Annotated in this window: 15 protein-coding genes; 7 read left to right on the top strand and 8 right to left on the bottom strand. The window is 59.9% G+C overall.

All coding sequences use genetic code 11. From position 1 onward, the window contains the following. The 6 genes from AC0YNU_RS25645 to AC0YNU_RS25620 all read left to right on the top strand — a co-directional run. The coding region (locus AC0YNU_RS25645) for a DUF6385 domain-containing protein (protein ID WP_475761558.1) at positions 1 to 958 on the top strand (958 nt) is incomplete at its 5' end. 17 nt (positions 959 to 975) lie between these two features. Next, on the top strand, positions 976 to 3,111 hold the full coding sequence (locus tag AC0YNU_RS25640) for a glycosyltransferase (protein WP_475761556.1): 2,136 nt from the start codon (positions 976 to 978) through the stop codon (positions 3,109 to 3,111). Then, a complete protein-coding gene (locus tag AC0YNU_RS25635) occupies positions 3,101 to 5,203 on the top strand; it encodes a glycosyltransferase family 2 protein (protein WP_475761554.1) in 2,103 nt (700 codons plus the stop codon). Before AC0YNU_RS25640 ends, AC0YNU_RS25635 begins: the two co-directional genes overlap by 11 nt. A 5-nt stretch (positions 5,204 to 5,208) precedes the next feature. Next, positions 5,209 to 7,401, top strand: coding sequence for a glycosyltransferase family 2 protein (locus tag AC0YNU_RS25630; RefSeq protein WP_475761552.1), 2,193 nt, complete (start codon positions 5,209 to 5,211; stop codon positions 7,399 to 7,401). Positions 7,402 to 7,975: 574 nt separating this feature from the next. Next, on the top strand, positions 7,976 to 8,179 hold the full coding sequence (locus AC0YNU_RS25625) for a cold-shock protein (protein WP_475761550.1): 204 nt from the start codon (positions 7,976 to 7,978) through the stop codon (positions 8,177 to 8,179). Positions 8,180 to 8,284: 105 nt separating this feature from the next. Further along, positions 8,285 to 8,557: an HU family DNA-binding protein gene (locus AC0YNU_RS25620; protein ID WP_475761548.1), complete on the top strand. Its 273-nt coding sequence runs from the start codon at positions 8,285 to 8,287 to the stop codon at positions 8,555 to 8,557. A 487-nt stretch (positions 8,558 to 9,044) separates the two neighbouring features. On the opposite strand, the gene AC0YNU_RS25615 is transcribed toward AC0YNU_RS25620, so the two are convergent. The 8 genes from AC0YNU_RS25615 to AC0YNU_RS25580 form a co-directional block, all read right to left on the bottom strand. Further along, positions 9,045 to 10,277: a glycosyltransferase family 4 protein gene (locus AC0YNU_RS25615; RefSeq protein ID WP_475761546.1), complete on the bottom strand. Its 1,233-nt coding sequence runs from the start codon at positions 10,275 to 10,277 to the stop codon at positions 9,045 to 9,047. Continuing rightward, the gene (locus AC0YNU_RS25610) at positions 10,274 to 11,017 is read right to left on the bottom strand and encodes a glycosyltransferase (RefSeq protein ID WP_475761544.1); all 744 of its coding nucleotides are present in this window, start codon (positions 11,015 to 11,017) and stop codon (positions 10,274 to 10,276) included. Before AC0YNU_RS25610 ends, AC0YNU_RS25615 begins: the two co-directional genes overlap by 4 nt. Beyond that, positions 11,014 to 12,204 carry a hypothetical protein gene (locus tag AC0YNU_RS25605; RefSeq protein WP_475761542.1) on the bottom strand — a complete coding sequence of 397 codons (1,191 nt, stop codon included), beginning with the start codon at positions 12,202 to 12,204 and terminating at the stop codon, positions 11,014 to 11,016. The genes AC0YNU_RS25610 and AC0YNU_RS25605 overlap by 4 nt, the downstream gene beginning before the upstream one ends. A 302-nt stretch (positions 12,205 to 12,506) precedes the next feature. Continuing rightward, a complete protein-coding gene (locus AC0YNU_RS25600; protein ID WP_475761540.1) occupies positions 12,507 to 14,345 on the bottom strand; it encodes a UbiD family decarboxylase in 1,839 nt (612 codons plus the stop codon). Between the two features lie 168 nt (positions 14,346 to 14,513). Then, positions 14,514 to 15,044 carry a YceI family protein gene (locus AC0YNU_RS25595; RefSeq protein ID WP_475761538.1) on the bottom strand — a complete coding sequence of 177 codons (531 nt, stop codon included), beginning with the start codon at positions 15,042 to 15,044 and terminating at the stop codon, positions 14,514 to 14,516. A gap of 197 nt (positions 15,045 to 15,241) precedes the next feature. Continuing rightward, the gene (locus AC0YNU_RS25590) at positions 15,242 to 17,212 is read right to left on the bottom strand and encodes an ABC transporter ATP-binding protein (RefSeq protein WP_475761536.1); all 1,971 of its coding nucleotides are present in this window, start codon (positions 17,210 to 17,212) and stop codon (positions 15,242 to 15,244) included. Further along, positions 17,209 to 18,945, bottom strand: coding sequence for an ABC transporter ATP-binding protein (locus AC0YNU_RS25585; protein ID WP_475761534.1), 1,737 nt, complete (start codon positions 18,943 to 18,945; stop codon positions 17,209 to 17,211). Before AC0YNU_RS25585 ends, AC0YNU_RS25590 begins: the two co-directional genes overlap by 4 nt. A 6-nt stretch (positions 18,946 to 18,951) precedes the next feature. Next, positions 18,952 to 19,485, bottom strand: a complete 534-nt coding sequence (locus AC0YNU_RS25580; RefSeq protein WP_475761532.1) for a MarR family winged helix-turn-helix transcriptional regulator — start codon at positions 19,483 to 19,485, stop codon at positions 18,952 to 18,954. A 1,143-nt stretch (positions 19,486 to 20,628) separates the two neighbouring features. Here AC0YNU_RS25580 and AC0YNU_RS25575 point away from each other — a divergent pair. Then, positions 20,629 to 22,287, top strand: a complete 1,659-nt coding sequence (locus AC0YNU_RS25575; protein ID WP_475761530.1) for a glutamine--tRNA ligase/YqeY domain fusion protein — start codon at positions 20,629 to 20,631, stop codon at positions 22,285 to 22,287. The last annotated feature ends 776 nt before the right edge of the window (positions 22,288 to 23,063 follow it).

The following is a 23,063-nucleotide window of genomic DNA, read 5'->3' as shown; positions in this document are numbered from 1 at the left end:
GAACGGTACGATCACAAGCGTGATGGGAGCGACGATCACAGCCGGTACAGTCGCGATTTCGGGTGGTACAGTAACCGTTGGAACGGTAACCAATCTGCTCGACGGCACGTTAACCAGCGTGCTTGGCGCAACGATCACGGCCGGAACGTTGACGAGTGTACTTGGAGCAACCATTACAGCAGGAACATTAACGAACCTGTTGAACGGTACGATCACAAGCGTGATGGGAGCGACGATCACAGCCGGTACAGTCGCGATTTCGGGTGGTACAGTAACCGTTGGAACGGTAACCAATCTGCTCGACGGCACGTTGACCAGCGTGCTTGGCGCAACGATTACAGCGGGAACGCTGACGAATCTGTTAAACGGTACGATCACGAGCGTGCTTGGCGCGACGATTACGGCAGGAACGCTGACAAACCTGTTGAACGGTACGTTGACGAGTGTGCTTGGCGCGACGATCACAGCGGGAACGTTGACGAACCTATTAAACGGTACCTTGACCAGCGTCTTGGGAGCCACAATTACGGCAGGAACGCTGACGAACCTGTTAAACGGTACCATTACCAGCGTAATGGGTGCCACAATTACGGGAGGTACGCTGAGCAGCGTGACTTCGATTTCGCAAAAGAGCTTCGTCGAGCAAGCGAACACGGCGCTTGCAACGGCTAATGCGTTCACGGCACTCAACCCGGTCACGACGAGCGTGCTCGGTACGTATTCCTTCTTCGTCTATAACCGGGGTCCAGGCACGAATAAAGCGGACGCCCGGGTGGAAATCAGCGCGGACGGCACGAACTGGTACGCCGACGTCGATACGTCGACAGGCATCTCCGCCGGCAGCGTAGACGTGCTCGTACCGCAGCGGTTCCTGAAATATACCCGGCTGGCTTACCGCTCGTCTGCTACGGGAAGCTCGACAACCATCGACGTCTACTTCAACGCGCAAGGCACTTAATATGGGAGCGTGATTCCATGCTGCTCGGCATTCATATCCTGGCATGCAACGAAGAAGATGTTCTTGGCCGCTGCCTGCGCAGCGTACAAGGGCTCGCGGATGAAATCGTCGTGACGGACACCGGCTCTACCGATAGGACCGTCGACATTGCAGCAGCTTTTGGAGCCAGGGTTGTCCGAGCGGCGTGGGAGGATGATTTTGCCGCGGCACGTAATGCAGGGTTGGAAGCAGCGCGAACGATCTGGGTGCTGGTGCTGGATGCGGACGAATGGCTGGACGCCGGCGTTGACCGGCCCGGCCTTCGAAGCCTTCTGCGCGGAGCAGAGGGAGATGCATTCTCGGTCAGCATCGAGAACCGCTATGGACGTCAGGAAGGCGAAATCATGGGACATGACGCGGTGCGTCTCTTCCGGGCGGATTGCGGTCTGCGGTACGCCGGACTCATTCACGAGCAGCTCGTCCGCCCAGGCGAGCTGCAAGTTACGGCAGATGGCCCGTCCAGCGGGCTTCGTCTGCTGCATGACGGCTACTTGCCGGAGGTCATGCTGCGCAAAGCGAAAGCCGAGCGCAATCTTCGCTTGATCGGCAAAGCGCTGCACCAGGAGCCTGACCACCCGTTTCACTTGTACAATAAGGGCGTGACGCTCTGCCAGTTGAACAAGCCAAAGGATGCCGCCTCGGCATTTGCTTTGGCTTCTTTGTTTGCGCCTCCGAATGCGCCGTACCTTGCGATGCTTCTTCGCGATCGGGCAAAAGCGCTGCTGGCGCTGGGCGATGCCGACGCAGCTTCGGCACTGCTGTATCGCGAGGTGGATCGCTACGTCGATTATCCCGACATCCAGCTCGTATACGGCGATAGTCTGATGGCTCAGCGCCGCGTGCTGGATGCGCGAGGCGCCTATGAGGCGGCGCTTGCGGCGGGCGAAGCCGCAAGCGGCAACGTTCGGGAGGCGGGCGCGGGAACCTATCGCGCCCGCTGCGGGCTCGCGGCGGCGGAGGCCGCGCTTGGCCGCGGCGAGCATGCGCTGCGCTTGTACGCGGCGGCGGCTCTGGAATCGCCGCGCTACGGGCCAGCCCTGGCTGGCTGGGCGGAGCAGCTGCTGGCCGCGGGCGAGCGCGACGAAGCCATAGCGGCTGCGCTGGCTTCGGGCCTGGGCGAAGCGGCGCCGGGCGATGCGGCGCTGCTGGCCCGGGTGCTCGGCGGCATCGGGGCGTATGCCGCCGCGCTGCCATTGTGGCGCGAGGCCGGACCGCTCGCGCCGGAAGATACCCGCGCCTATGCGGCCTGCCTCGCCGGCGCGGGGGAAGCGGGCGCTGCCCGGGCGCTGCTGTTGGCCGCGCTCGGGGTGCGGGGTGTAGGCGCCGCGGCTGTGGATGCGGCCGGGCAGCGTGGGGCGTCAGGGCGGCCTGGGGAGGCTGCGGTAAGGCTTGCACCCGTGGATTTGGATCGGCAGGCGGCAGCCGGGTTTTGCTTGGATGCCGCCTTGTATGGCTGGGAATCCGGTCAGCCGCTCGGCGGCGCGTTTCGCGAGGTGCTGGCCGCCGAGAACAGGGAGCTGATGCAGCTGTTCGCTGCGGTGGAACGCTACGCAGCTCCTTTCGCGGCTATGCGCTCGGTACGCACGGAAGGCGTGAATACGGCGCTGCCGGGCTGGGTATCTTTCCTGGAGCTTCTGTCTAAGCGCGCGCTTGAGCTTGGCTTGATACGGCTTGCGGGCAGGCTAGCACAGGCAGCTCCGGTGCTCGAGGATCGGCACGCGGCGCTGCTGTATGCCAACGGCTATGCGCAAGCGGCAGCGGGGCGCCTGCTTCGGGCGATGGAGAAGCGGCCGCTGCAGGCGGAGGAGAGCTTCGCTTTCGGAGAGCTCCTGATGCTGAAGGGGCTGTACAGCGAGGCGCTCACGATGTTCGAGGAAGCGGCCTCGGACGCAGAGGCGCGGACGCGCGCTCGGCTGGGGGCTGCCTTTTGCTCGCTGGCGCTTGCGCGGGAGGCGCTGCTGCCATGGGCGGGGAGCGCATCGGCATCTTACGGCGGCGGATGGCCGCTCGCGGATCTTGAACAGCTGCAGCTTGCGATCATGCAGACGGAAGCGACGGGCTGGCGGACGCCGTGGACCGCCGCGCAAAGGAGGCGCATGAACGTTGGCGAATAAGACGAAGCTCATTACGCTCTGCATGATCGTCAAGAACGAAGAGCGCGATCTGCCGCGCTGTCTCCAAAGCGTCCGAGGCGTCGTGGATCAAATCATCGTCGTGGATACCGGCTCTACGGACGGCACGGTAGACACGGCCCGCAAATTCGGCGCGACAGTCGTACGCAGCGAATGGACGGGGGATTTTGCCGGCGCCCGCAATAAAGGACTGGTCCACGCGGAAGGCGAGTGGATTCTGTTCCTCGATGCCGACGAGGAGCTGGATGCCGGCACGCGGGAGCAGCTGCGGACGCTGGCGCAGCACCGGGAGATTACGGGGTATTTTCTGAACGTATGGAATTATTCCGGTGACGGCAGCGACGGGGCGACGATCAATCCGGTGCTGCGGATGTTCAGGAATGACCGGAGAAACCGCTTCGAGGGCCGAATTCATGAGCAGATTGCGGCGCCGATCCTTCGGCATACGCCGCAGGCGCGGTTTCATCTCAGCGACGTGATTATCCACCATTACGGCTACCGTCGCGAGGTCGTGGCGGCTAAGGACAAAGTAAACCGCAACCGAACGTTGCTCGAGCAAGCGATACAAGAAGAGCCGGACAATCGGTTCAACTGGTATAACCTCGGGGTGGAGTATTTTCGCGCGGGAGAGGTGGAGGAAGCGCTGATAGCGTTCCGCCAGGCGCGGGACGGGATCGATTACGCATCGGTCAGCTACGCCCATTTGCTGGTGAAGCATGAAACGAGCTGCCTGCAGGTGCTTCGCCGCTGGGAAGAAGCGCTTCGCAGCGCGGAGGAAGGGCTGACGTGGTACGCGGAATATCCGGATTTGCAGCATGCCAGGGGCGTGAGTCTGGCCGCGCTCGGCCGAAGACGGCAGGCAGCCGGGGCATTCGCCGCCGCGCTCGCGATCGGCAAGGCACCCGCGCTCTATCATACGGAGGATGGCATGGGCACCTACCAATCGGCCTACTGGCTCGGCACGATGCACGAGGCCGAGCTGGATCCAGAGACGGCCGCGCATTGGTACACGGAAGCCGTGCGGCATAAAAGCAGCCTGCTTGCGCCTCTGTACCGGCTATGCCGCATGATGAAGGTCTCGTCGGCGCCGGGACGGCTGGCGGAATTCATTGAAACGCGGTTTACGCTGGAGTCGCCTCAGGCGATCGACAAGCTGGCGGGTATCATGCTCGACTGCGGCTGTCATGAAGCGTTGAAATTATGGTTGGGAAAATGGGCGGAGCGAGCGGGAGCCGGGGAACCTGCAGTTTTGCAGCCTTGGCTGGACTTGGCGGGCGTGCATGCGCGACTGGCTGGGGAGATGAACAAGAGCCGATCTGCCGGAGATGACGCGGCTGTCGGGAGGGCGAGCGTAAGCGCGGAGCAGAGCAGGGCTGATCATGCGTCTACGGCGGCCGAGGCAGCCAGTGCTGCGGAAAGCCGGCTTGCGGCATGGCGGCAGACCGAGGCGTGGCTGTTAGCGGTTGGAGGGGTAGAGATTGAAGTAGAGTCGGCGGCGAAGATAGATAGAGATATAAGGTTGGGGAAAGAGATAGATATCGTTGATGGGGACGAGAGTGAGATAGAGAACGAGATAGAGACAGAGATAGAGACTAAGAGAGTGATAGATTCAGAGACAGCGAATGAGAGAGTGAACGATTCAGAGATAGAAATAGAATCGGGGACAGTAGTAGAGACCGAGGCAAAGTCAGAGACCGAGGCAAAGACAAAGACAGAGACAGAGACAGAGACAGAGACAGAGACAGAGACAAAGTCAGAGACAGAAGCAAGAACAGCGTCGGAGGAGACCGTCCCGTCCGCTGTGCGCGAGTGGCTGCCGCTCCTGCTGGCCGGCGGCGAAGGCGGGCCGGAGTTCAGGCAGCGCATCCGGAGCGCTGTCGGCATGCTGCTGAGCGGCAAACCTGCCGACAGCGGAGAAGCTGCGGCCGACACGGCTGCTGTGCGCGAGGGCGTCCGCGCTGGCGTGAGGGCGGTGTGCGCGCTGGCAGACCGGCATTTGGCAGACGCGCAGCAATCGGCGGGACATGCGCAGGCGGTGCAGAGTATTCGGCTGGCATTGCCCGGCAGGGGGTGAGCGCCGTGATTTTCACTGGCAAGGATGAGGTGGACGGATCCGAAGTCGGTGGCGGCTTCGGCGGCGGGCCGCTTCCGGTGTCGCTCTGCATGATCGTGCGGAACGAAAGCCGTTTCTTGGCTGATTGCCTGCGTTCGGCGGCTGCTTTCGTGACAGAGATGATCGTTGTCGACACGGGTTCGACCGACGAGACGGCAGCGATCGCGGAGGCTTGCGGGGCGAGGGTGATTCATGAGGTGTGGGAGGATGATTTTGCCGCGGCCCGGAATCTGTCGCTGGCCGCCGCTTCGCAGTCGTGGATTCTCGTGCTGGATGCCGACGAACAGCTGACGGTAACGAATGCTGCCGCGTGGCGGGGGCTGCTTGAGGATGCGACCATACAGGGGTATTTTGTCCAGGTGAACAGTCGGGTCGGAAGCGGCGTGCATGCAGATACGGTAACGGATGCCGTCTGCCGCCTGTTCCGCCGAGACGAGCGGATTCGTTTCCGCGGTCTGGTGCACGAGGAGGCGGCCTCCGCGATTTGCGATGCATACGGGGATGAGGCAGTCGGCTATGCGGCGGGGCTGGAAATCCGGCATGAAGGGTACCGCGACGACATCATCGCGGAGCGGGACAAGTTCGTGCGCAACAGGCGGCTGCTCGAGCGGGCGCTTGTCGTAGCTCCGGAGGATCCGGCACTGAGGTACGCTGCGGGAGCGGAACTGTTCGCGTGCGGCGATTACGGCGCGGCGCTTGTTTGGCTGGAGCCGCTTGCCGAGCTGGAGCGGGATCCCGGCTACGGATCGGATCTCCTGCTGAAGGTCGTCCACGCGTGCCGCGCCGTCGGGCGTTTGGGGGATGCCGCGCGTTATGCGGCTGTATGTGCGAAGCGGTATGCGGACTTTGCGGACGCGCATGAAGCGCGGTGCGAGGTGCTTCTTGCGCTTGACGAGCCGGTGTCGGCGTTGCACTGCATCGATGATGCGCTGCGAGCGGGACCGGCGCCGGTTTGGTATTCCACGGCGGCGGGGGCAGGGACGTATCGCGCTCTCGGCTTGGCAGGGACTGCGCTGGAGCGGCTGTATCAATTCCGCGAAGCTGCCGAGGCCTATGTATCAGCCATTGCGCTGCGGCCGGATTATGCGCCGGCTTGGCAGCGGTTGTTGCTGCTTGGCCGACTGGACGCTTCACTGCGGCCACTGTGGTTGGAAGCTGCGGATCGTGCCGGGATCTGGCATTGCGGGACTCGCGCCGGAGCGGGTGAGGGGGCAGGTGTTGGGACCGGTCTGGAAACTAAGCTCAGTACTGAGATCGGGACTGAGGTCGGCAAAAATAAAGAAATGAACAACCGGCTGACTTGGATGAGGGATAGTCTCGTGGAATGGCTGGTCGACCTGCGACTGCCAGAGGAAGCGGCGGCGATGTGGTCGAGCGCCCATGGCGGCTCAGATGGTCAGCCTTGCGACACTTCGCCCGGCGCGCTGGCCGAGGGCCTATGGCTGGTCCAGCGGGGAGAAGCGGAGCACGGGCGGCAGGTTTGGGAAGCCGCGTACGTCGCGGGAGATCCCGATGCGGAGCGGCTGGCGTTGTATGGGTTTGCCCTAGCAATGGCCGAAGGCGATAACGAACGTGCGCGGCTAGCGCTGGAGCGGCAGCTTGGCGCCGCTTATGAAGCCGCCGCCCGAGCGGCGCTCGCGGCCTGCGCGGGCGCGGAGCGCGCGATGCCGCAGGACGCGTCAGGCAGCGCCATCGCCCGGGCGCTGCTCCGCCTCGGGGCCGTTCCCGCATGGCTGCGCCTCCATGCAGCCGCGGCCCCCGCGGCTCCGGCGCGGACGATCCTCCGCGCCGTGCCGCCGCTGCTGCTCGCGGCGCTGCTGCAGGACGCGCCGCCTGCGCAGCGGCCGGCGCTGCGCGCCGCGCTTGCCGCGGCCGGGGCCGGCCTGCCCCCGGCCGCGGCTGCGCCGCACCGCCTGGCGGCCGGCTGGGCTGCGGCCGCCGGCGGCGATTGGCGCGCGGCGGCGGAGGACCTCGCCGCCGCACGCGCGGAGGGCGCGCGCCCATGGCAGCGGCGCGCCGCCTCCGCGGGTCTGGCCGCCGCCGGCGCGGCAATCGCGCGCGCCGCGGGCGGCCCCGGCGCGGGCGCGAACCTGCCCGCGCTTTACAGCGAAGCGGCTCTGCCGCTCATCCTCGGCACGGCTGTGCTGCCGCCGGGATAAACCGCAGTGAAGTCGGCCGACAGGAGATATCCTGCTGGACTATTCGAGCAAGTCCTATGGGCAGGGCAGCATCGAATCGGCCAAAGAACAGCTTTTTCCTGCCGAGGTCGCGATAGCATTGAATAGGCCATTGGGCCTGCTATTTTTCTATGTTGGCGTCCCGCCAGCACTGAACCGTCCAAAGTTCTGCCTTTCCACATCGAGTTCCCGTCAGCACTGAACTAACCAGAGATTTTCTGTCCTTGTCATGCTCCAGTCAGCATCAAAATGTCCAAAGGTCTGCTTTTCCCTTGCCCCAGCCCACCAATTTTCCCCAGTCCGAAACCTCGATTTTCCCAGTCCTGGCGCGGCTTTCGGCAGCTATAATCCGACTTTGCCGATTACAATTATTAAATATATTTCGCCTGCGTACTACTTTTTATTAAAAAGTGTGCTATGATTAACGTATTGTTCAAATCGAAGCCAATTCACATATTGAAAATGGTCTCATTTCTATGATGAAACTGTTTTCAGTATGTGAATTTTTTTTTTGGGAATGATCAATGAAGTAAATCTATTTTTTGGAGGAATTTCAATGCAAACAGGTACAGTTAAATGGTTCAATGCTGAAAAAGGTTTCGGCTTCATCGAAGTCGAAGGCGGAAACGACGTATTCGTGCATTTCAGCGCGATCGAAGGCGAAGGCTACAAGTCGTTGGACGAAGGTCAACGCGTACAATTCAATGTCACGCAAGGCCAACGCGGCCCGCAAGCCGAGAACGTTTCGAAAGTTTATTAATCCACCAAGCTGCCCTGACTTACGTTGGGGCAGCTTTTTTCTCCCCTCAACCGCGATCGAAGGCTTCAAGTTCGTCATATTAATCCGATAAGCGAGGTATGATAAATGAATAAAGAACAACTGATCGTCGATGTTGCGAAGTCGAGTGGATTTTCAAAAAAGAACGCCGAGAAGGCGGTAACGTCCGTACTGGACGCTATTTTCGAAGCCTTAAAGCAAGGCGAAGAAGTTCAACTCGTCGGCTTTGGCAAGTTTGATGTCCGCAGACGCGAAGCGCGTATGGGCAGAAGCCGCAAAACGGGCGAAGAAGTGGAGCTGCCAGCAGGTAAAGTTCCGGTATTTACGGCAGGCGTCACGCTGAAAAATGCTTTAAATTAAGTCTGGGTTGAGCTCTCTGAAGCTCTTAAATAAGCTTTAAATTAAGCTTTAAATTAAGCTCTAAATAAGCTCTAAATAAGCTTTAAATTAAGCTGTAACTCAAGCCTTGCAAAAAGCAAAACGAATCCCCATGCCACCAACTGCAATAAAAAAATAAGATGAAACCACATCTGGAAGGCGGTTTTTTATTACCATTACACCCCATGATTCGAATACCAACGTTACGTTTTCGACCATTGACGACATTATTAATTTCTATGCCAACAAGCAGAGTTTGCAGCGCAAAGCGGACGATCTGAAAGTGCAAGAACGGGAAGCGGCCGATGGATAACGCAGCGGCGCTCTTTTTTATTCCAACGCCAACTATTCGTTTCACAGGAATGCTGAAGGAACGATAACCATAAAATAGCGGATACCCGGGACAGGATTTTACCGTCCAGGATATCCGCTGTTATTTTATAGGCATCCGTCTACGTGTGCGCCTCGGTCATAATCCGTTGCGCGCAAACTGTGCTTCCAGCAGCTCCGCCCAGCGCTGGTTCCACCGCTTGAGATCGAAGGCGGCCGCCGTTCTGCCGGCATCTGCGCCGTATTGCTTGCGAAGAGCGGCATCCTGAAGCAGCTCTTTCACAGCTCCATGGAGCGCGTCCACGGTAGGCGCGACAAGCCTGCCGTTGAAGCCGTCCGTGATGAGATCGTTCAAGCCGCCGACGTTCGTGGCGACGACCGCTTTGCCGCAGCTCATCGCTTCCAGGCAGGAGAGCGAGGTCCCTTCCGAATAGACCGTGGGGATGACGACGACGTCGGCCGCGCGATATGCGTCGCGCACGGTTTGGAACGTATACGTGCGATGCCGGATACGCGCTTGCTCGCCGTGCGTGGACAGCCATAGGCGAAAAGCGACCGCAACCGGCGTCTGCTCCACAAGCTCGCCCGCGAACTCCACGATGAGCGACGGAAACGCCGCCAGCAGCCGATCCGCGAGCAGCATCATCGGCACGATGCCTCGCTCGTAGCTGAGCCGTCTGGGGAACAGCAGCCGTAATTCGCCGTTCTCCGGCGACTCCGCCGACGCGGCCGATCCTCCTGCCCCGAGAGCCGCTTCCGTGCCAACGATTCCGATCACTGCTTTCTCCTGCGCGCCTTCCGCATCCCCGTCGCCGGCTTCAACGTCCTCCCCGGTAAACCAATCCGTATCTACCGCATTCGGCAGCAGCACGAGCTTCTCCGGGTCGTCGAACGTACAGACCGAGCGGCAGTACGTCTGAAAATGCGAATCCACCGACACGAGCCGGTCAAGTCCGTCCACGGCGAGCTGGATCATGTAGGCAACGCCGCTTTTGACCTTGTCGCCGAATTCCGGCCAATCCCAGTTAATGCCGTGGCAGATGCCGATGCTGCCGGGCTTGTAGGCGATCGGATGCCAGATGCAGCTGGCGTATACGATCAGTCCTTCGGCGTCCGCCGCCATGCGCTCGAAGGCGCCCGCGATGTCGTTCAGCTCGTAGGGATAGCCGCGCACGCGCGTGCCTTTATACACCGTGTCGAAGCTCCGGTAGTAGGAGAGCTGATGGACGACGGGCTGCCAGCCTTTGGCGTGCACAACGGCGCAGAGATCATGCATGTAACGCTCCAGTCCGCCGCCGAACGGCCGGATGAACCCTTCGCCTTCCGAATAGGCGTTCAAATAGCTGTGGGTCAAAATCGTCACCGTTCTCACGTCGGCCCCGCCTCCTCCTGCCAGCGGATGAGCCTCGGGCCGGGGTCTAGAATAGACGCGTAGTGGGCCAGGCTGCCCCATTTCCCCTCCGGATCGATGGCCATGTAGCGCTCGTATTTGGCGCGTCTTGCGGCTTCGTCGCCGGCCCAGCCGTAATGCTTCACGCGCAGCTCCGATTGAAAGCCGGGCAGGGCGGAGCAGGTCAGCGGCAGTCTCGGCACATGATGGTTCCAGTCCGGATAGATGTACGAGTAGAGCGGCAGGTAGCGGACGAGCATCATGGTGTGCCGTTTATGCAGCTGCCACAGCTCATCCTCGCGGTAGTACGCGAGCGAACCCCAGAAGTCGTACATGCGAAAAGACACCCAGTCGTAGCGGTCTTGGTCGATCAGCGAGCGGATGTGCGATTTGGCTTTGCGTTCGAAAAACTCGTCCGCGTCGATCGACAGCAGCCAGTCCGGCTCCGTCTGGACGGCTGCCTGCCAGAGCAGCTGCCGCAGCCGGCCTTCCTGGCCGAACAAGGGCTCCGGCAGCTGCACGAGCCGAACCACCTTCGGAAACGAGCGGCAGATGTCCGGCGTCTCGTCCTCGCTGGCGTCGTCCACGATGACGATTTCGTCAACGAAGCCGGACAAGTCCGCCAGCGCCGCCTCCAGGTAGCGGCCGGCTTCATTGCGGACCTGCAGCATGGCCGTCAGCTTATTGCCGCTGGACTTGCGCAGCAGCGGTACTCCGCTCACGTGTATTCCCCCTCTGCCAGCTTCTTGGCTTTCGCATGCGCGGCCGCGATGTCGGCGATCGCGTGCAGCGGCTCCAAGCCGGTCATTGCGGCTTCAAGCAAAGCGCAGACGGCCTCATGCCGTCTTCCTTCGAGCGCGTAAGCGCGTCCCTCCAGCAGATTGCGCCGCAGCCGTTCCTTCACGGTGCGCGGGGGAGGCAGCAGCGCGAGCGCCGCTCCCGGCCGACTGCTGCGCTCATGCGCTTCCAGGAGGAGAGAGACGGCACGCTCCCGGAGCGGTCCAGTTGGAAGCTGCGCTCGCGCGGCGTACAGCAATTCCGTTGCCTGCCGGAAATCATCGTTCATTCGGTAAAGCAATGCCGCGGCCAGCGCTGCTTCGCCGGAGGCATGCAGCGCGAGCATCTCGCCGTAAACCTCCCGTTCCTCATCGCTTGCCGCGCAGATCCCGTATGTCGCGAAGGCATCGTCCGCGCGTCCCTGCAGCAGCCGAATGACGGACAGGAAACGAAAGTAAGTCTGCACGGCTCCTTCCTCGGCGGTCAGGATAGCCAAGTGGAAGGCGTCAAGCGCCCATCGTTCGGCCTCTTCCCCTTGCGCGAGCAGGTAGTGATAGACCGCTTGAAAGAAGAACTGCATCGCGGAAGGACGCAGACCGCGCAGCTGTTCAGCGCGGAAATCCGCCCGGCGCTGCAGCTGCAGCTTCGCGAGCGCATCGACGGACTTCCCCGCTGCGGCGTCGCTTGCCGCCGCATCGGCGAGCAGGTCGGATGCCGTGTCTAGACCATCCTGCAGGAAGACGCGGCCGCGTCGGAACCATTGCTCGAAATAAAAGGTTTCCGTCCCTGCGACCACGATCGTCGCCGCCGCGCAGAGCGCGTCCCGGCAGAGCAGATAATCCGCTTCGCCCTGTTCGAGCTCGCTCGGGAGGAAGACTAAGAGGGCGGCCGGGCTTCTTCCGGCGATCTCATACACCCAGGAGGGATGCGTCGCGACGACGACTGTCCGGTCCCAGGGTAAACCGTCCAGCGCCTCGAGCGTTATCGTCCCGTAAATCGGCGGCGCGCCTGCCATGGCTTCCGTGCTCGCAACGAAGCGGACGGAGCGGCCCCGCCCGAGTCTCTCGATGAAACTCCCGTAAGGAAACATTTCCCACGCGCAGTGGGGAAATACGATCACCGTGTCCGTCATGCCTCACCCGCCGTTCGCGCGCGGCCGCGCGGAGCGGCAGGCGCATAAATCGATCTTACTCATTTTATGGGCGGCGGGCGTCCAACATGCCTGCAGGCTAAAGCCGTGCTTATGGAGAGTGCCCTCGGTAGTCTAAGTCCGGGAACGGCAGAACGAAGAAGAGCGGCCAGGCGAGTGCTGACATTTAGTCAACCTCACTTGGCCGCTCGTAATTCTTTCTAGCGTGATCGGATGTCTGCCGTCTTGCGCAATCGCATCCTGAGTACCGCTGCCGTCGACCGACACGGCGCCCGCGTACAGTCTTACCCCAGTCGTACGCCGCTCAGGCTTCCGCCCGGGGCGAACAGCCGCTGGATGCGCTGCTCGACTTCGGGATCCGGGATTAGCGGCGGCGCCTGATGCGGCTTGACGCGGGCGTCGATGATGACGTTGTCGCAGCCCCAGTGCTTGAAGTCGTAGCGGCTGTTCACGCCGTGGATATCATGCGACGGATTGCTCCGCGTGAAGGTCGCCCACAGGAAGTTGTTCAGCGTCTCGCTTAAGAAACGGCTGTCGTCGCACAATACGATCATCGGACAGTCCTCCAGTGGACCCTTCGCGCGAATCGCCTCGCACAGCATATCCAGCTCGCGCTGCGCCGCCTCGTAGCTCTCGAACGCGCCGGCTTGCAGCGCGACGATGCCCGGCATGACCAGACTGGCATGCTCGATGCCGGGCAGGCCTTGCAGCGCTTCCGGGACTGCGCGGCACAGCTCGCGGATGGGCTCGCCGACCGCGGCGAAGACGATTTTGCTGCCGGTGTTGAGGCCGGTGCCGGAATAATCGAGCGTGTCGATCGTCGTGTTCGTCTGGAAATGCAGATCCCGCCCGAGATCGATGCGGGACAGGATATGGGTCAGGAACCCTTCGACGTCGTGCGTGTCGAGCGGCTGCTTGTCCTCCGCCGCGATGAACAGGTACTTGGCGAGGCTCAGCTGTCCCGTACCGAGAATCCGATTCGCCAAGGTGAGCAGCTCCGCAGGCTGCTTCACCTGCTGATACGGCGCATAGCGCTCGCTGCCGATCGCGAAGAGCAGGGGATGGACGCCTGCGGCGTCGACCGCGTGCACTTCCTTGACGCCCGGAATCTCCTGTTTGATAGCATCGCCCGTCAGCTCGTGGATGAGCGCGCCGAATGCGGTGTCCTCCTGCGGCGGACGGCCGACGACGGTGAACGGGAAGATGGCGCCGGGACGCGCGTATACCTTGTGCACCCGCATGACGGGGAACTCGTGCGTCAAGCTGTAATAGCCGAGGTGATCGCCGAACGGTCCTTCGGGCTTCGTCTCGCCGGGATGAAGCTCGCCCGTGATGACGAAATCCGCGTCGTTGCTGACGCAGAAACCGTCGATATAGCTGTAGCGGAAACGGCGTCCCGACAGCAGACCCGCGAACGTCAGCTCGCTCATGCCCTCCGGCAGCGGCATAACGGCCGACAGCGTATGGGCCGGAGGACCGCCGATGAAGCAGCTGACCTTAAGCGGCTCGCCGCGCCGGTTCGCTTTGTCTTGATGGATGCCGATGCCGCGATGGATTTGGAAATGAACGCCGACCTCCTTGTCCATCTCGTACGCATTGCCGTTCAGCTGAATGCGGTACATGCCGAGATTGGAATTCATGATGCCGGGCTTGTCCGGATCCTCGGAGTACACTTGGGGCAGGGTGACGAAGGCGCCGCCATCTCCCTGCCAATGCTTGATCAGCGGCAGATCGGAGATTCGAATTTCCTGGAGCGCGACAGGCGCCCCGCTCGACTTCTTCGCTGGCAGGGCGTTCTTGGCGGCCATTCCGGAGCCAAGGTGCTTGAACGGATTTTTGAGCGCCTGCATGGGATCGTTGCGCAGGGCGATGACGTTCTGGACGGCTTCCCACGTATCGCGGAAGATGAATTTGCTTCGTTCTACCGTACCGAACAGATTGGATGCGGCCCGGAATTTCGAGCCTTTGACGTTCTCGAACAGCAGGGCGGGTCCGCCCGCCTCGAACACTTTCATATGGATCGCGGCCATTTCCAGGTGGGGGTCCACTTCCTCGCGGACGCGGACCAGGTGGCCGTGCCTCTCCAGATCTTCAACGCATTCTTCTAAGCTACGATAAACCATATACGACTCCTATCTGATCAGCCGGCCTGGCAGGCTGTATTTTCGCGAAATTCTAACGCTACGTCCATTATAACCGCATTGGAACGAAAAGACAGAACAGCAAAAAGGCCCTGCGGTTGCTGAAACCCGCAAGGCCTTCGCTCTATTCTATGAAACTCACGCCGACGTTTAGGCTTTCACGGCTTCCAATTCGATCGTGAATTTCACTTCGTCGCCGATCAGGACGCCGCCTGTTTCGAGGACGGCATTGTAGGTCAGGCCGAATTCGCTCCGCTTGATGGCGCCTTTAGCGCTGAAGCCGGCTTTTTCGTTGCCCCATGGATCTTTGCCGCTGCCTTCGTACGTCACTTGGAACGTTTCCGGACGCGTCAGGCCGTGAAGGGTCACGTTGCCGGTCACGTCGTATTCGCCGTCGTCGGTCTTGACGATGGACGTCGATTGGAACGTCAGCGAAGGGTATTTCTCGATATCGAAGAAATCGCCCGTACGGAGGTGATTGTCACGGTCCGCGTTGCGCGTATCGATGCTTGCGAGCGCCACGTTGAACTGGATGCTGGCCGTCGTCAGATCGTTAGGATCCGCTTCGATTTCCGCGCTGAATTCGTGGAAAGCGCCTTTGACTTTCGCAATCATCATATGTTTGATCGTGAAATCTACGCTGCTGTGCGTGGCGTCGATAAGCCATTTGGACGTGGACATGAAAAAACCTCCAATTATTTAGTTACATAAAGTAATAAACTTTATTATCTAAAGTAAGTATAAGAGAAGGTCTTCAGGACTGTCAATCCTTTTATTCCTGATCCTGCCAGCGGCCGCAGGTTAGTCTATACATGCGGCAAAAAGGCCGATCCCCGTTAAGCATGGCTTAACCGGGGACCGGCCTTCGTTCGGGTTTGCTAGCCCGCGTCCTGCGCCCGTTTCTGACTGAACTGGCTTTCGTACAGGTCGGCGTAGAAGCCGCCCGCGGCGAGCAGCTCTTCATGCGTGCCCTGCTCGATGACGGTGCCGTGGTTCATGACGAGAATAAGGTCGGCGTCGCGGATCGTAGAGAGGCGATGCGCGATGACGAAGCTCGTGCGGCCTTCCATCAGCTCGTTCATGGCGCGCTGGATGTGAATCTCGGTCCGCGTATCGACGCTGCTCGTCGCCTCGTCGAGGATGAGAATCGCCGGATCCGCCAGAATCGCGCGGGCGATGGTCAGCAATTGCTTCTGCCCTTGCGAGATGTTGGATGCCTCTTCGTTCAGCACCGTGTCGTAGCCTTCGGGCAGCGTGCGAATGAAGTGGTCGGCGTAGGCCGCGCGGGCGGCTCCCACGATCTCTTCTTCGCTCGCGCCGTTCCGGCCGTAGGCAATGTTGTCGCGGATCGTGCCGTTGAACAGCCAGGTGTCCTGCAGCACCATGCCGAACAGGCTGCGCAGGTCTCCGCGCTTCAGATCCGTCAGCGCCGCGCCGTCGATCGTGATGCTGCCGCCGTTCAGCTCGTAGAAGCGCATGAGCAGATTGATCAACGTCGTTTTGCCGGCGCCGGTCGGGCCTACGATGGCGATCATTTGGCCGGAGCGGACATGAATGTCCATATCCTCGATGAGAGGCGTATCTTCCTTGTAGCGGAACTGCACATGGTTGAAGCTGACGTCGCCGCGCACTTTGGCAGCTTCGCCTTTCCCGCCGGTTGTAATCGCGACCGGATGTGCCGCTTCCAGCACTTCCTCTTCCTCGTCCAGCAGCTCGAAGATCCGTTCCGCCGAAGCGATCGTCGACTGAATGATATTGGCGATCTGAGCCGTCTGCGTGATCGGCATCGCGAATTGGCGCGAATAGGAGATGAACGCCTGTACGTCGCCGATGCTGATGCGGCCGTGCAGCACGAGAATGCCCCCGGCCACGCTGACGAGCACGTAGCCGATATTGCCGATGAAGCCCATAATCGGCATGATCATGCCCGAGACGAACTGGGCGCGCCAGCCGGATTCGTACAGCTGCTCGTTCACTTCGTTGAACTTGCCGACGGATTTCTTCTCGTGGCCGAACGCTTTGACGATATTATGGCCGGTGTACATTTCTTCGACGTGGCCGTTCAGCTCGCCGAGCGCCTTTTGCTGGCCTTTGAAATACAGCTGCGAGCGCTTGGCGATCATCTTGATCGCGATGAAGCTGAGAGGCAGCGTGACGATCGTGATGAGCGTCATGATCCAGCTGATCGTCAGCATCATGACGATGACGCCGATGAGCGTGACGAAGGCCGTGATGAACTGGGTCAAGCTTTGCTGCAGCGTGCCGCTGATGTTGTCGACGTCGTTGACGGCGCGGCTCAAAATTTCCCCGTGCGTACGCGAATCGTAGAACTTGAGCGGCAGTCGCTCGAGCTTCTCGTTCACGTCCTTGCGCAGGCCGTAGACGGTTTTCTGCGCCACGCTTGCCATGACGTACTGCTGAATGAAGCTGAACACGGCGCTGATAATGTAGAGCACGCCAAGTAAGGCCAGTATGTGCCAAATGTAGCCGAAATCGATCTCCGCTCCCGCCGTCCCGTTCAGCTTCCCCATGAGGCCTTCGAACAGCTTCGTGGTTGCCTTGCCCATGATTTTCGGGCCGAGGATGGAGAATACCGTACTGAGGACTGCCGTCAGCAGCACGATTAAGAGCGCGAACCGGTATGGCCGAAGGTAGCCCATCAGGCGGCGGAGCGTGCCCTTGAAGTCTTTCGCCTTCTGCGGCGGCATGCCCATCATGCCGCCCGGGCCGCCGCGTCCGCCCGGGCCGAACCCGAAGTTGCCCGGCGCGGGACCGCTTGGGCGCTGTCCTGGACCGCCGCCTGGAGCGCCCGGACCTCCGCCGGCAGGGCCTCTTTGTTGTTCACTCATGCGATTTCCTCCTCTGACAGCTGTGACGTCACGATTTCGCGGTAAACGGTCGACGATTGCAGCAGCTCGCGATGCGTGCCGATCGCGGAAATCCGGCCGTCATCCAAGACGACGATCCGGTCGGCGTCCATGACCGTGCTGACCCGCTGGGCGACGATGAGGACGGTGGCTTCCGTCGTCTCGCTGCGCAGCGCGGCGCGGAGCTTGGCGTCGGTCTTGAAGTCGAGCGCCGAGAAGCTGTCGTCGAATAGGTAGATGGACGGCTTGCGAACGAGCGCCCGCGCGATGGAGAGCCGCTGCTTCTGGCCGCCCGAAACGTTCGTGCCGCCCTGGGCGATCGGTGCGTCGAAGCCTTCTTTCATCTCCGAGATGAAGTCGTACGCCTGCGCCACTTCGGCGGCATGGCGGAGCTCCTCGTCCGTGGCGTCCGACTTGCCGAAGCGGATGTTGTCCGCGATCGTGCCCGTGAAGAGGACGGCTTTTTGCGGCACGAGTCCGATGCCGGCCCGCAGCTCCTCTTGCGTCATCTCGCGCACGTCCACGCCGCCGACCGTAATGCTGCCGCCCGAGACGTCGTAGAAACGCGGAATGAGGTTGATAAGCGTTGATTTGCCGGAGCCCGTGCCGCCGATAATAGCGGTCACTTCGCCTGCGCCGGCATTGAACGAGATGTCGGAGAGTGCCGGCATCTCGGCTCCCGGATAATGGAAGGAGACATTGTTGAACGCCAGCTCTCCGCGCGAGGATACGGAAGGTTTGCCGCCCGCGGCCTTTGAAGGGTCGTAAATGTCCGGAACGGTATTTAAGACCTCGTTGATCCGCGTCGCGGAAGCCGATGCGCGCGGAATCATGACGAACATCATGGACGCGAAGATCAAGGCGAACATAATCTGCCATGCGTATTGGATGAAGGCCATCAAGTCGCCGACCTGCATATTGCCGCTGCTGATGCGCAGGCCGCCGAACCAAATAATGAACAAGCTGGCGAAGTTCATGACGAGCATCATGACCGGCATCAGCGTAGCCATGATGCGGTTGACTTTGATGGCCGTATCCGTCAGATCCATGTTGGCGTTGTTGAAGCGCCCTTGCTCATGCTTGGTGCGGTTGAAAGAGCGGATAACCCGAATACCGGTCAGGTTCTCCCGCAGGACGAGGTTCAGCTTGTCGATCTTGACTTGCATGACCTTGAACAGCGGGACGCCGCGGCTTACGACGGCGAGAATGACCAGCGCCAGAATCGGCACGATCGCGATGATGATGATGGAGAGATGGGCATCCTTGTACAAAGCCATGATAATCCCGCCGAAGCACATCATCGGGGCAGCGACCATGACCCGCATCATCATCATGAGGACTTGCTGCACCTGCGTAATATCATTGGTCGTCCGGGTAATGAGCGAGGCAGTGCCGATTTGGTCGAATTCGTGCAGGGAGTATTTCTCGACATGCGCGAATACGCGGCTGCGCAGATCGCGGCCGAAGCCGCCCGCGGATTTGGCGGACAAATAGCTGGCGCCGATGGAGCAGAGACCGCCGACGAGCGCGATAACCAGCATGAAGCCGCCGATTTTCCAAATGTACGGATTGTCGCCTTGGACAACGCCTTTATCGACGATGTCGGCGAGCAGCGTCGGCAGATAGAGATCCGACAACGATTGCAGGAACACGAACAGCAGAACGAACGTGACGAGCAGGCGGTAGGGTTTCAACAGGCGCAAGAGCTTCATCATAGAGCCTTATTCACCTTCCTTTGGGGTAGTGGGGGCATTGCAGCCGGGCTTGAACACGGCGTCGTTCCCGGCTTTCGAGCCGCCTTCGCCGTCCTGGTAGAAGGCCGCGACTTCGTTCAGCAGCTCAATCAGCGTGTGCGCGCGGTCCGAGCCGAGATGGGATACGAGCGAAGTCATGCGCTCCTGCATCGCGGCTTGAGCCAATCCGGTCTGTCGCTCGCCTTCCTCCGTCAACGTGATGCGGACGGCCCGGCGGTCATGCGGATCGGCGTTTCGCTGCAGCAATCCTTTGGCGACGAGCAGGTTGACGCTTTGGGTAATCGTAGGAGAAGCGACGTTCAGCATGGTGCTCAGCTCCGATGCCTTGATGCCGGCCGGATTGCCTTCGGTCGCCCTGCGGATGCTGAACAAGGTCATCGTCTCGCTCGGCGTGCAGTTCTCGATCGGATTGCGGCTGTTCCAAGGCAGCTGCCGGAGCTGGCGCAAAGCGCGGATTAGCTCGTGCGCGGCGGGTGGGGGGTGATTGTTATCATCCTGCATGCATGGGGCTCCTTTGCAAAAGTAATTTCATTAGCTAACCTAAGTATATAAATTCGAAATCGAATGTCAAGCTTGTTTTTAAAGTGCGGTGAACGGGTGACTGGAGGGTCGAATTGGAGGGGTGTGGGGCTCGGAAAGGCTGCCCTACGGCAGCCCTTCGTGCGTGTCAGACGCGCGGAGCCCGGAAGCTGTACTTCAGCAGCTTTCCGGCCTAAAGCAATGCGCGGGATGGTATGAAAGCTGCCGTAAAGCAGCTTTTCAGTGGATTTCAGCCGCGTGGGGTTTGGAAAGCTGCAATTCAGCAGCTTTTAGGCATAAAACAACGCGCGAAATGGTGCGAAAGCTGCTGTATAGCAGCTTTTCAGTGCATTTCAGCCACGCGGGGCTCGGAAAGCTGCAATTCAGCAGCTTTTTGGTCTAAAGCAACGCGTGAGATGGTTCGAAAGCTGCCGTATAGCAGCATTTCAGTGCATTTCAGCCACGCAGGGCTCGGAAAGCTGCACTTCAGCAGCTTTCCGGCCATAACGCCCACATAAGGTGGTAGGGGAACTGGACGTTTCTTGAGCCTATGTTTCCGAAGCTGGCTTCTCTGAAAGTCGCCCACTCGCTCGCTATTGCCCGGGTCAATTGACTTGGATGTTAAGGTAGATCTATGAATGGAATATGAACAAGGTTAGTTAAGTCGTCATTATTATTCCATTGATTCGCGCTCTCCCGAAGCTGGCTTTCTCCGAAAGCCCTCGGCCTATGCTTCCGAAGCTGGCTTTTTCCGAAAGCCCTTAGGCTATGCTTCCGAAGCTGGCTTTCTCCGAAAGCCCTTAAGCTATGCTTCCGAAGCTGGCTTTCTCCGAAAGCCCTTAGGCTATGCTTCCGAAGCTGGCTTTCTCCGAAAGCCCTTAAGCTATGCTTCCGAAGCTGGCTTTCTCCGAAAGCCCTTAGGCTATGCTCCCGAAGCTGGCTTTCTCCGGAAGCCCTTAGGCTATGCTTCCTAAGCTGGCTTTCTCCGAAAGCCCTAGCCTATGCTTCCGAAGCTGGCTTTCTCCGAAAGCCCTTAAGCATGGAAACAAGATTGCTATTTATAAAGAGGCCTAAAATTGTGTATGATAGTAGGATAAAGATTTTGTATGGGAAAGGTTGGTCGTTATGGAGAATAAGACATCATCCTCTAACTTTATCAAGAATATCGTGAGCGACGACCTGCAGTCCGGCAAGGTCAGCGAGATCGTAACCCGCTTTCCGCCGGAACCGAACGGTTATCTGCACATCGGCCACGCCAAATCGATCTGTCTGAATTTCGAGCTTGCCGACGAGTTTAAAGGCAAGACGAATTTGCGTTTTGACGATACGAATCCCGTGAAAGAAGATACCGAATACGTGGAAGCGATCCAGGAGGACGTCCGCTGGCTTGGATTCGAGTGGGACGAACTGCGTTTTGCTTCCGATTACTTCGAGGAAATGTACGATCGCGCGGTGCTGCTGATCAAGAAAGGCAAAGCTTACGTCGACGACCTGTCCGCCGAGCAAATGCGCGAAATGCGCGGCACGCTGACGCAGCCCGGCCAAAACAGCCCGAGCCGCGACCGCAGCGTGGAAGAGAATCTCGACCTGTTCGCGCGCATGCGCGCCGGCGAATTCAAGGACGGCGAACGCATCCTCCGTGCCAAAATCGACATGGCCTCGCCGAACATCAACCTGCGCGATCCGGCGCTGTACCGTATCGCGCATGCCCATCATCACCGGACTGGCGACGCGTGGTGCATCTATCCGATGTACGACTATGCGCATCCGCTGGGCGACGCGATCGAAGGCGTGACGCATTCTATCTGTACGCTGGAATTCGAGGATCATCGTCCGCTTTACGATTGGGTCATCGCCGAATGCGAAATGGAAGCACAGCCGCATCAGTACGAATTTGCCCGTCTGAACGTAACGAATACGATCATGAGCAAGCGGTATCTCAAAATGCTCGTCGATAAAGGCGTCGTCGAAAGCTGGGACGATCCGCGCATGCCGACGATCAGCGGCCTTCGCCGCAAAGGCTTCACGGCGGAATCGCTCCGCGCGTTCTGCCGCGAGATCGGCGTTGCCCGCGCCTATAGCGTGGTCGACGAACGGATGCTGGAGTTCTTCATCCGCGAGGACTTGAAGCTGAAGGCGCCGCGCACGATGGCCGTGCTCCAGCCGCTGAAGGTTGTCATCACCAATTACCCGGAAGGGCAAACGGAGCTGCTGGATGCCGAGAACAACGCGGAGAACGAAGAGATGGGCACGCGCCAAATCCCGTTCTCGCGCGAGATTTACATCGAGCAGGACGACTTCATGGAGAACCCGCCGAGCAAGTATTTCCGTTTGTTCCCGGGCAACGAGGTTCGTTTGAAGAACGCGTATTTCATTAAGTGCGAAGAGGTCATCAAGGACGCGGACGGCAACGTCGTCGAGCTGCGCTGCACGTATGATCCCGAGACGAAGAGCGGATCCGGCTTCACCGGCCGCAAGGTCAAGGGTACGATCCACTGGGTCGAGGCTTCGCAAGCCGTTCCGGCGGAATTCCGCCTGTTCGAGCCGCTGCTGACCGATGAAGAGGGCGATTCCGACAAGGAGTTCCTCGATCGCATCAATCCGAACTCGCTGACGGCGCTGCAAGGCTTCGTCGAGCCGAACATGAAGGACGCGATGGGACAGGACAAATTCCAGTTCTTCCGCCACGGTTACTTCAACGTGGATCCGAAGCATTCGAACGCCGACCGTATCGTGTTCAACCGTATCGTATCGCTGAAAAGCTCGTTTGATCCGAAAGCTTGATCAGCTTGATTGTAGAGAAGGGCCGTCCCGTTGGGGGCGGCCTTTTCGCGTTCATGCGTGCGTGCAGCGTGCCGGAAGCGCGTACTTCTACTTCTGCCTGGTGAAGGTGCTGACGTTCCAACGTTCGGGCGGCCACGCGCGGCGCAAAATAACTGCAATGATGCAGTTATTTCCGGCGGAAACGACGATTCGGGCAAAATAACTGCAAATGTGCAGCTATTTTATCGTTTTCACGCCGATAAACGGTTTTTCATATGAATTAACTGCAGATTTGCAGTTATTTCCTGATGAAGCGGGGTGACAAAGAAAATTAACTGCAGATTTGCAGTTATTTAAAAAGAGAACAGTGTGCGTGCGTATGGGGACTGTATGCGAAAGGCGGTGGCGTACATAAGGTGGCGCTGTGAAAAAGGGGCTGGTGTGCATAAAGAACCAGGGTGCATAAGGGGCAGGTTTGTAAAGGCGGCGGCGTACATAAGGTGGCGCTGTGAAAAAGGGGCTGGTGTGCATAAAGGACCAGAGTGCATAAGGGGCAGGTGTGTAAAGGCGGTGGCGTACATAAGGTGGCGCTGTGAAAAAGAGGCTGGTGTGCATAAAGGACCAGGGTGCATAAGGGGCAGGTGTGTAAAGGCGGCGGCGTACACAAGGTGGCGCTGTGAAAAAAAGGTCTGGCGTGCATAAAGGACCAGAGTGCATAAAGGGCGGTGTGCAAAAGGCACCGGTGTGTATGGGGCTGGTGTGCAAAAGAGGTGGGTATGCACAAGGGGATGGCAAGC

Source organism: Paenibacillus sp. J31P316 (assembly GCF_056269105.1).
Note: the sequence above shows the minus strand (reverse complement) of the source record. Positions and strands in the feature narration are given on the sequence as shown.

Bases quoted from the DNA above. Each gene is read 5' to 3' on its own strand.
- AC0YNU_RS25590 (WP_475761536.1), bottom strand. From the start codon at position 17,212: ATGAGTGAACAACAAAGAGGCCCTGCCGGCGGAGGTCCGGGCGCTCCA.
- AC0YNU_RS25580 (WP_475761532.1), bottom strand. From the start codon at position 19,485: ATGCAGGATGATAACAATCACCCCCCACCCGCCGCGCACGAGCTAATC.
- AC0YNU_RS25585 (WP_475761534.1), bottom strand. From the start codon at position 18,945: ATGATGAAGCTCTTGCGCCTGTTGAAACCCTACCGCCTGCTCGTCACG.
- AC0YNU_RS25640 (WP_475761556.1), top strand. From the start codon at position 976: ATGCTGCTCGGCATTCATATCCTGGCATGCAACGAAGAAGATGTTCTT.
- AC0YNU_RS25620 (WP_475761548.1), top strand. From the start codon at position 8,285: ATGAATAAAGAACAACTGATCGTCGATGTTGCGAAGTCGAGTGGATTT.
- AC0YNU_RS25575 (WP_475761530.1), top strand. From the start codon at position 20,629: ATGGAGAATAAGACATCATCCTCTAACTTTATCAAGAATATCGTGAGC.
- AC0YNU_RS25595 (WP_475761538.1), bottom strand. From the start codon at position 15,044: ATGTCCACGTCCAAATGGCTTATCGACGCCACGCACAGCAGCGTAGAT.
- AC0YNU_RS25625 (WP_475761550.1), top strand. From the start codon at position 7,976: ATGCAAACAGGTACAGTTAAATGGTTCAATGCTGAAAAAGGTTTCGGC.
- AC0YNU_RS25600 (WP_475761540.1), bottom strand. From the start codon at position 14,345: ATGGTTTATCGTAGCTTAGAAGAATGCGTTGAAGATCTGGAGAGGCAC.
- AC0YNU_RS25605 (WP_475761542.1), bottom strand. From the start codon at position 12,204: ATGACGGACACGGTGATCGTATTTCCCCACTGCGCGTGGGAAATGTTT.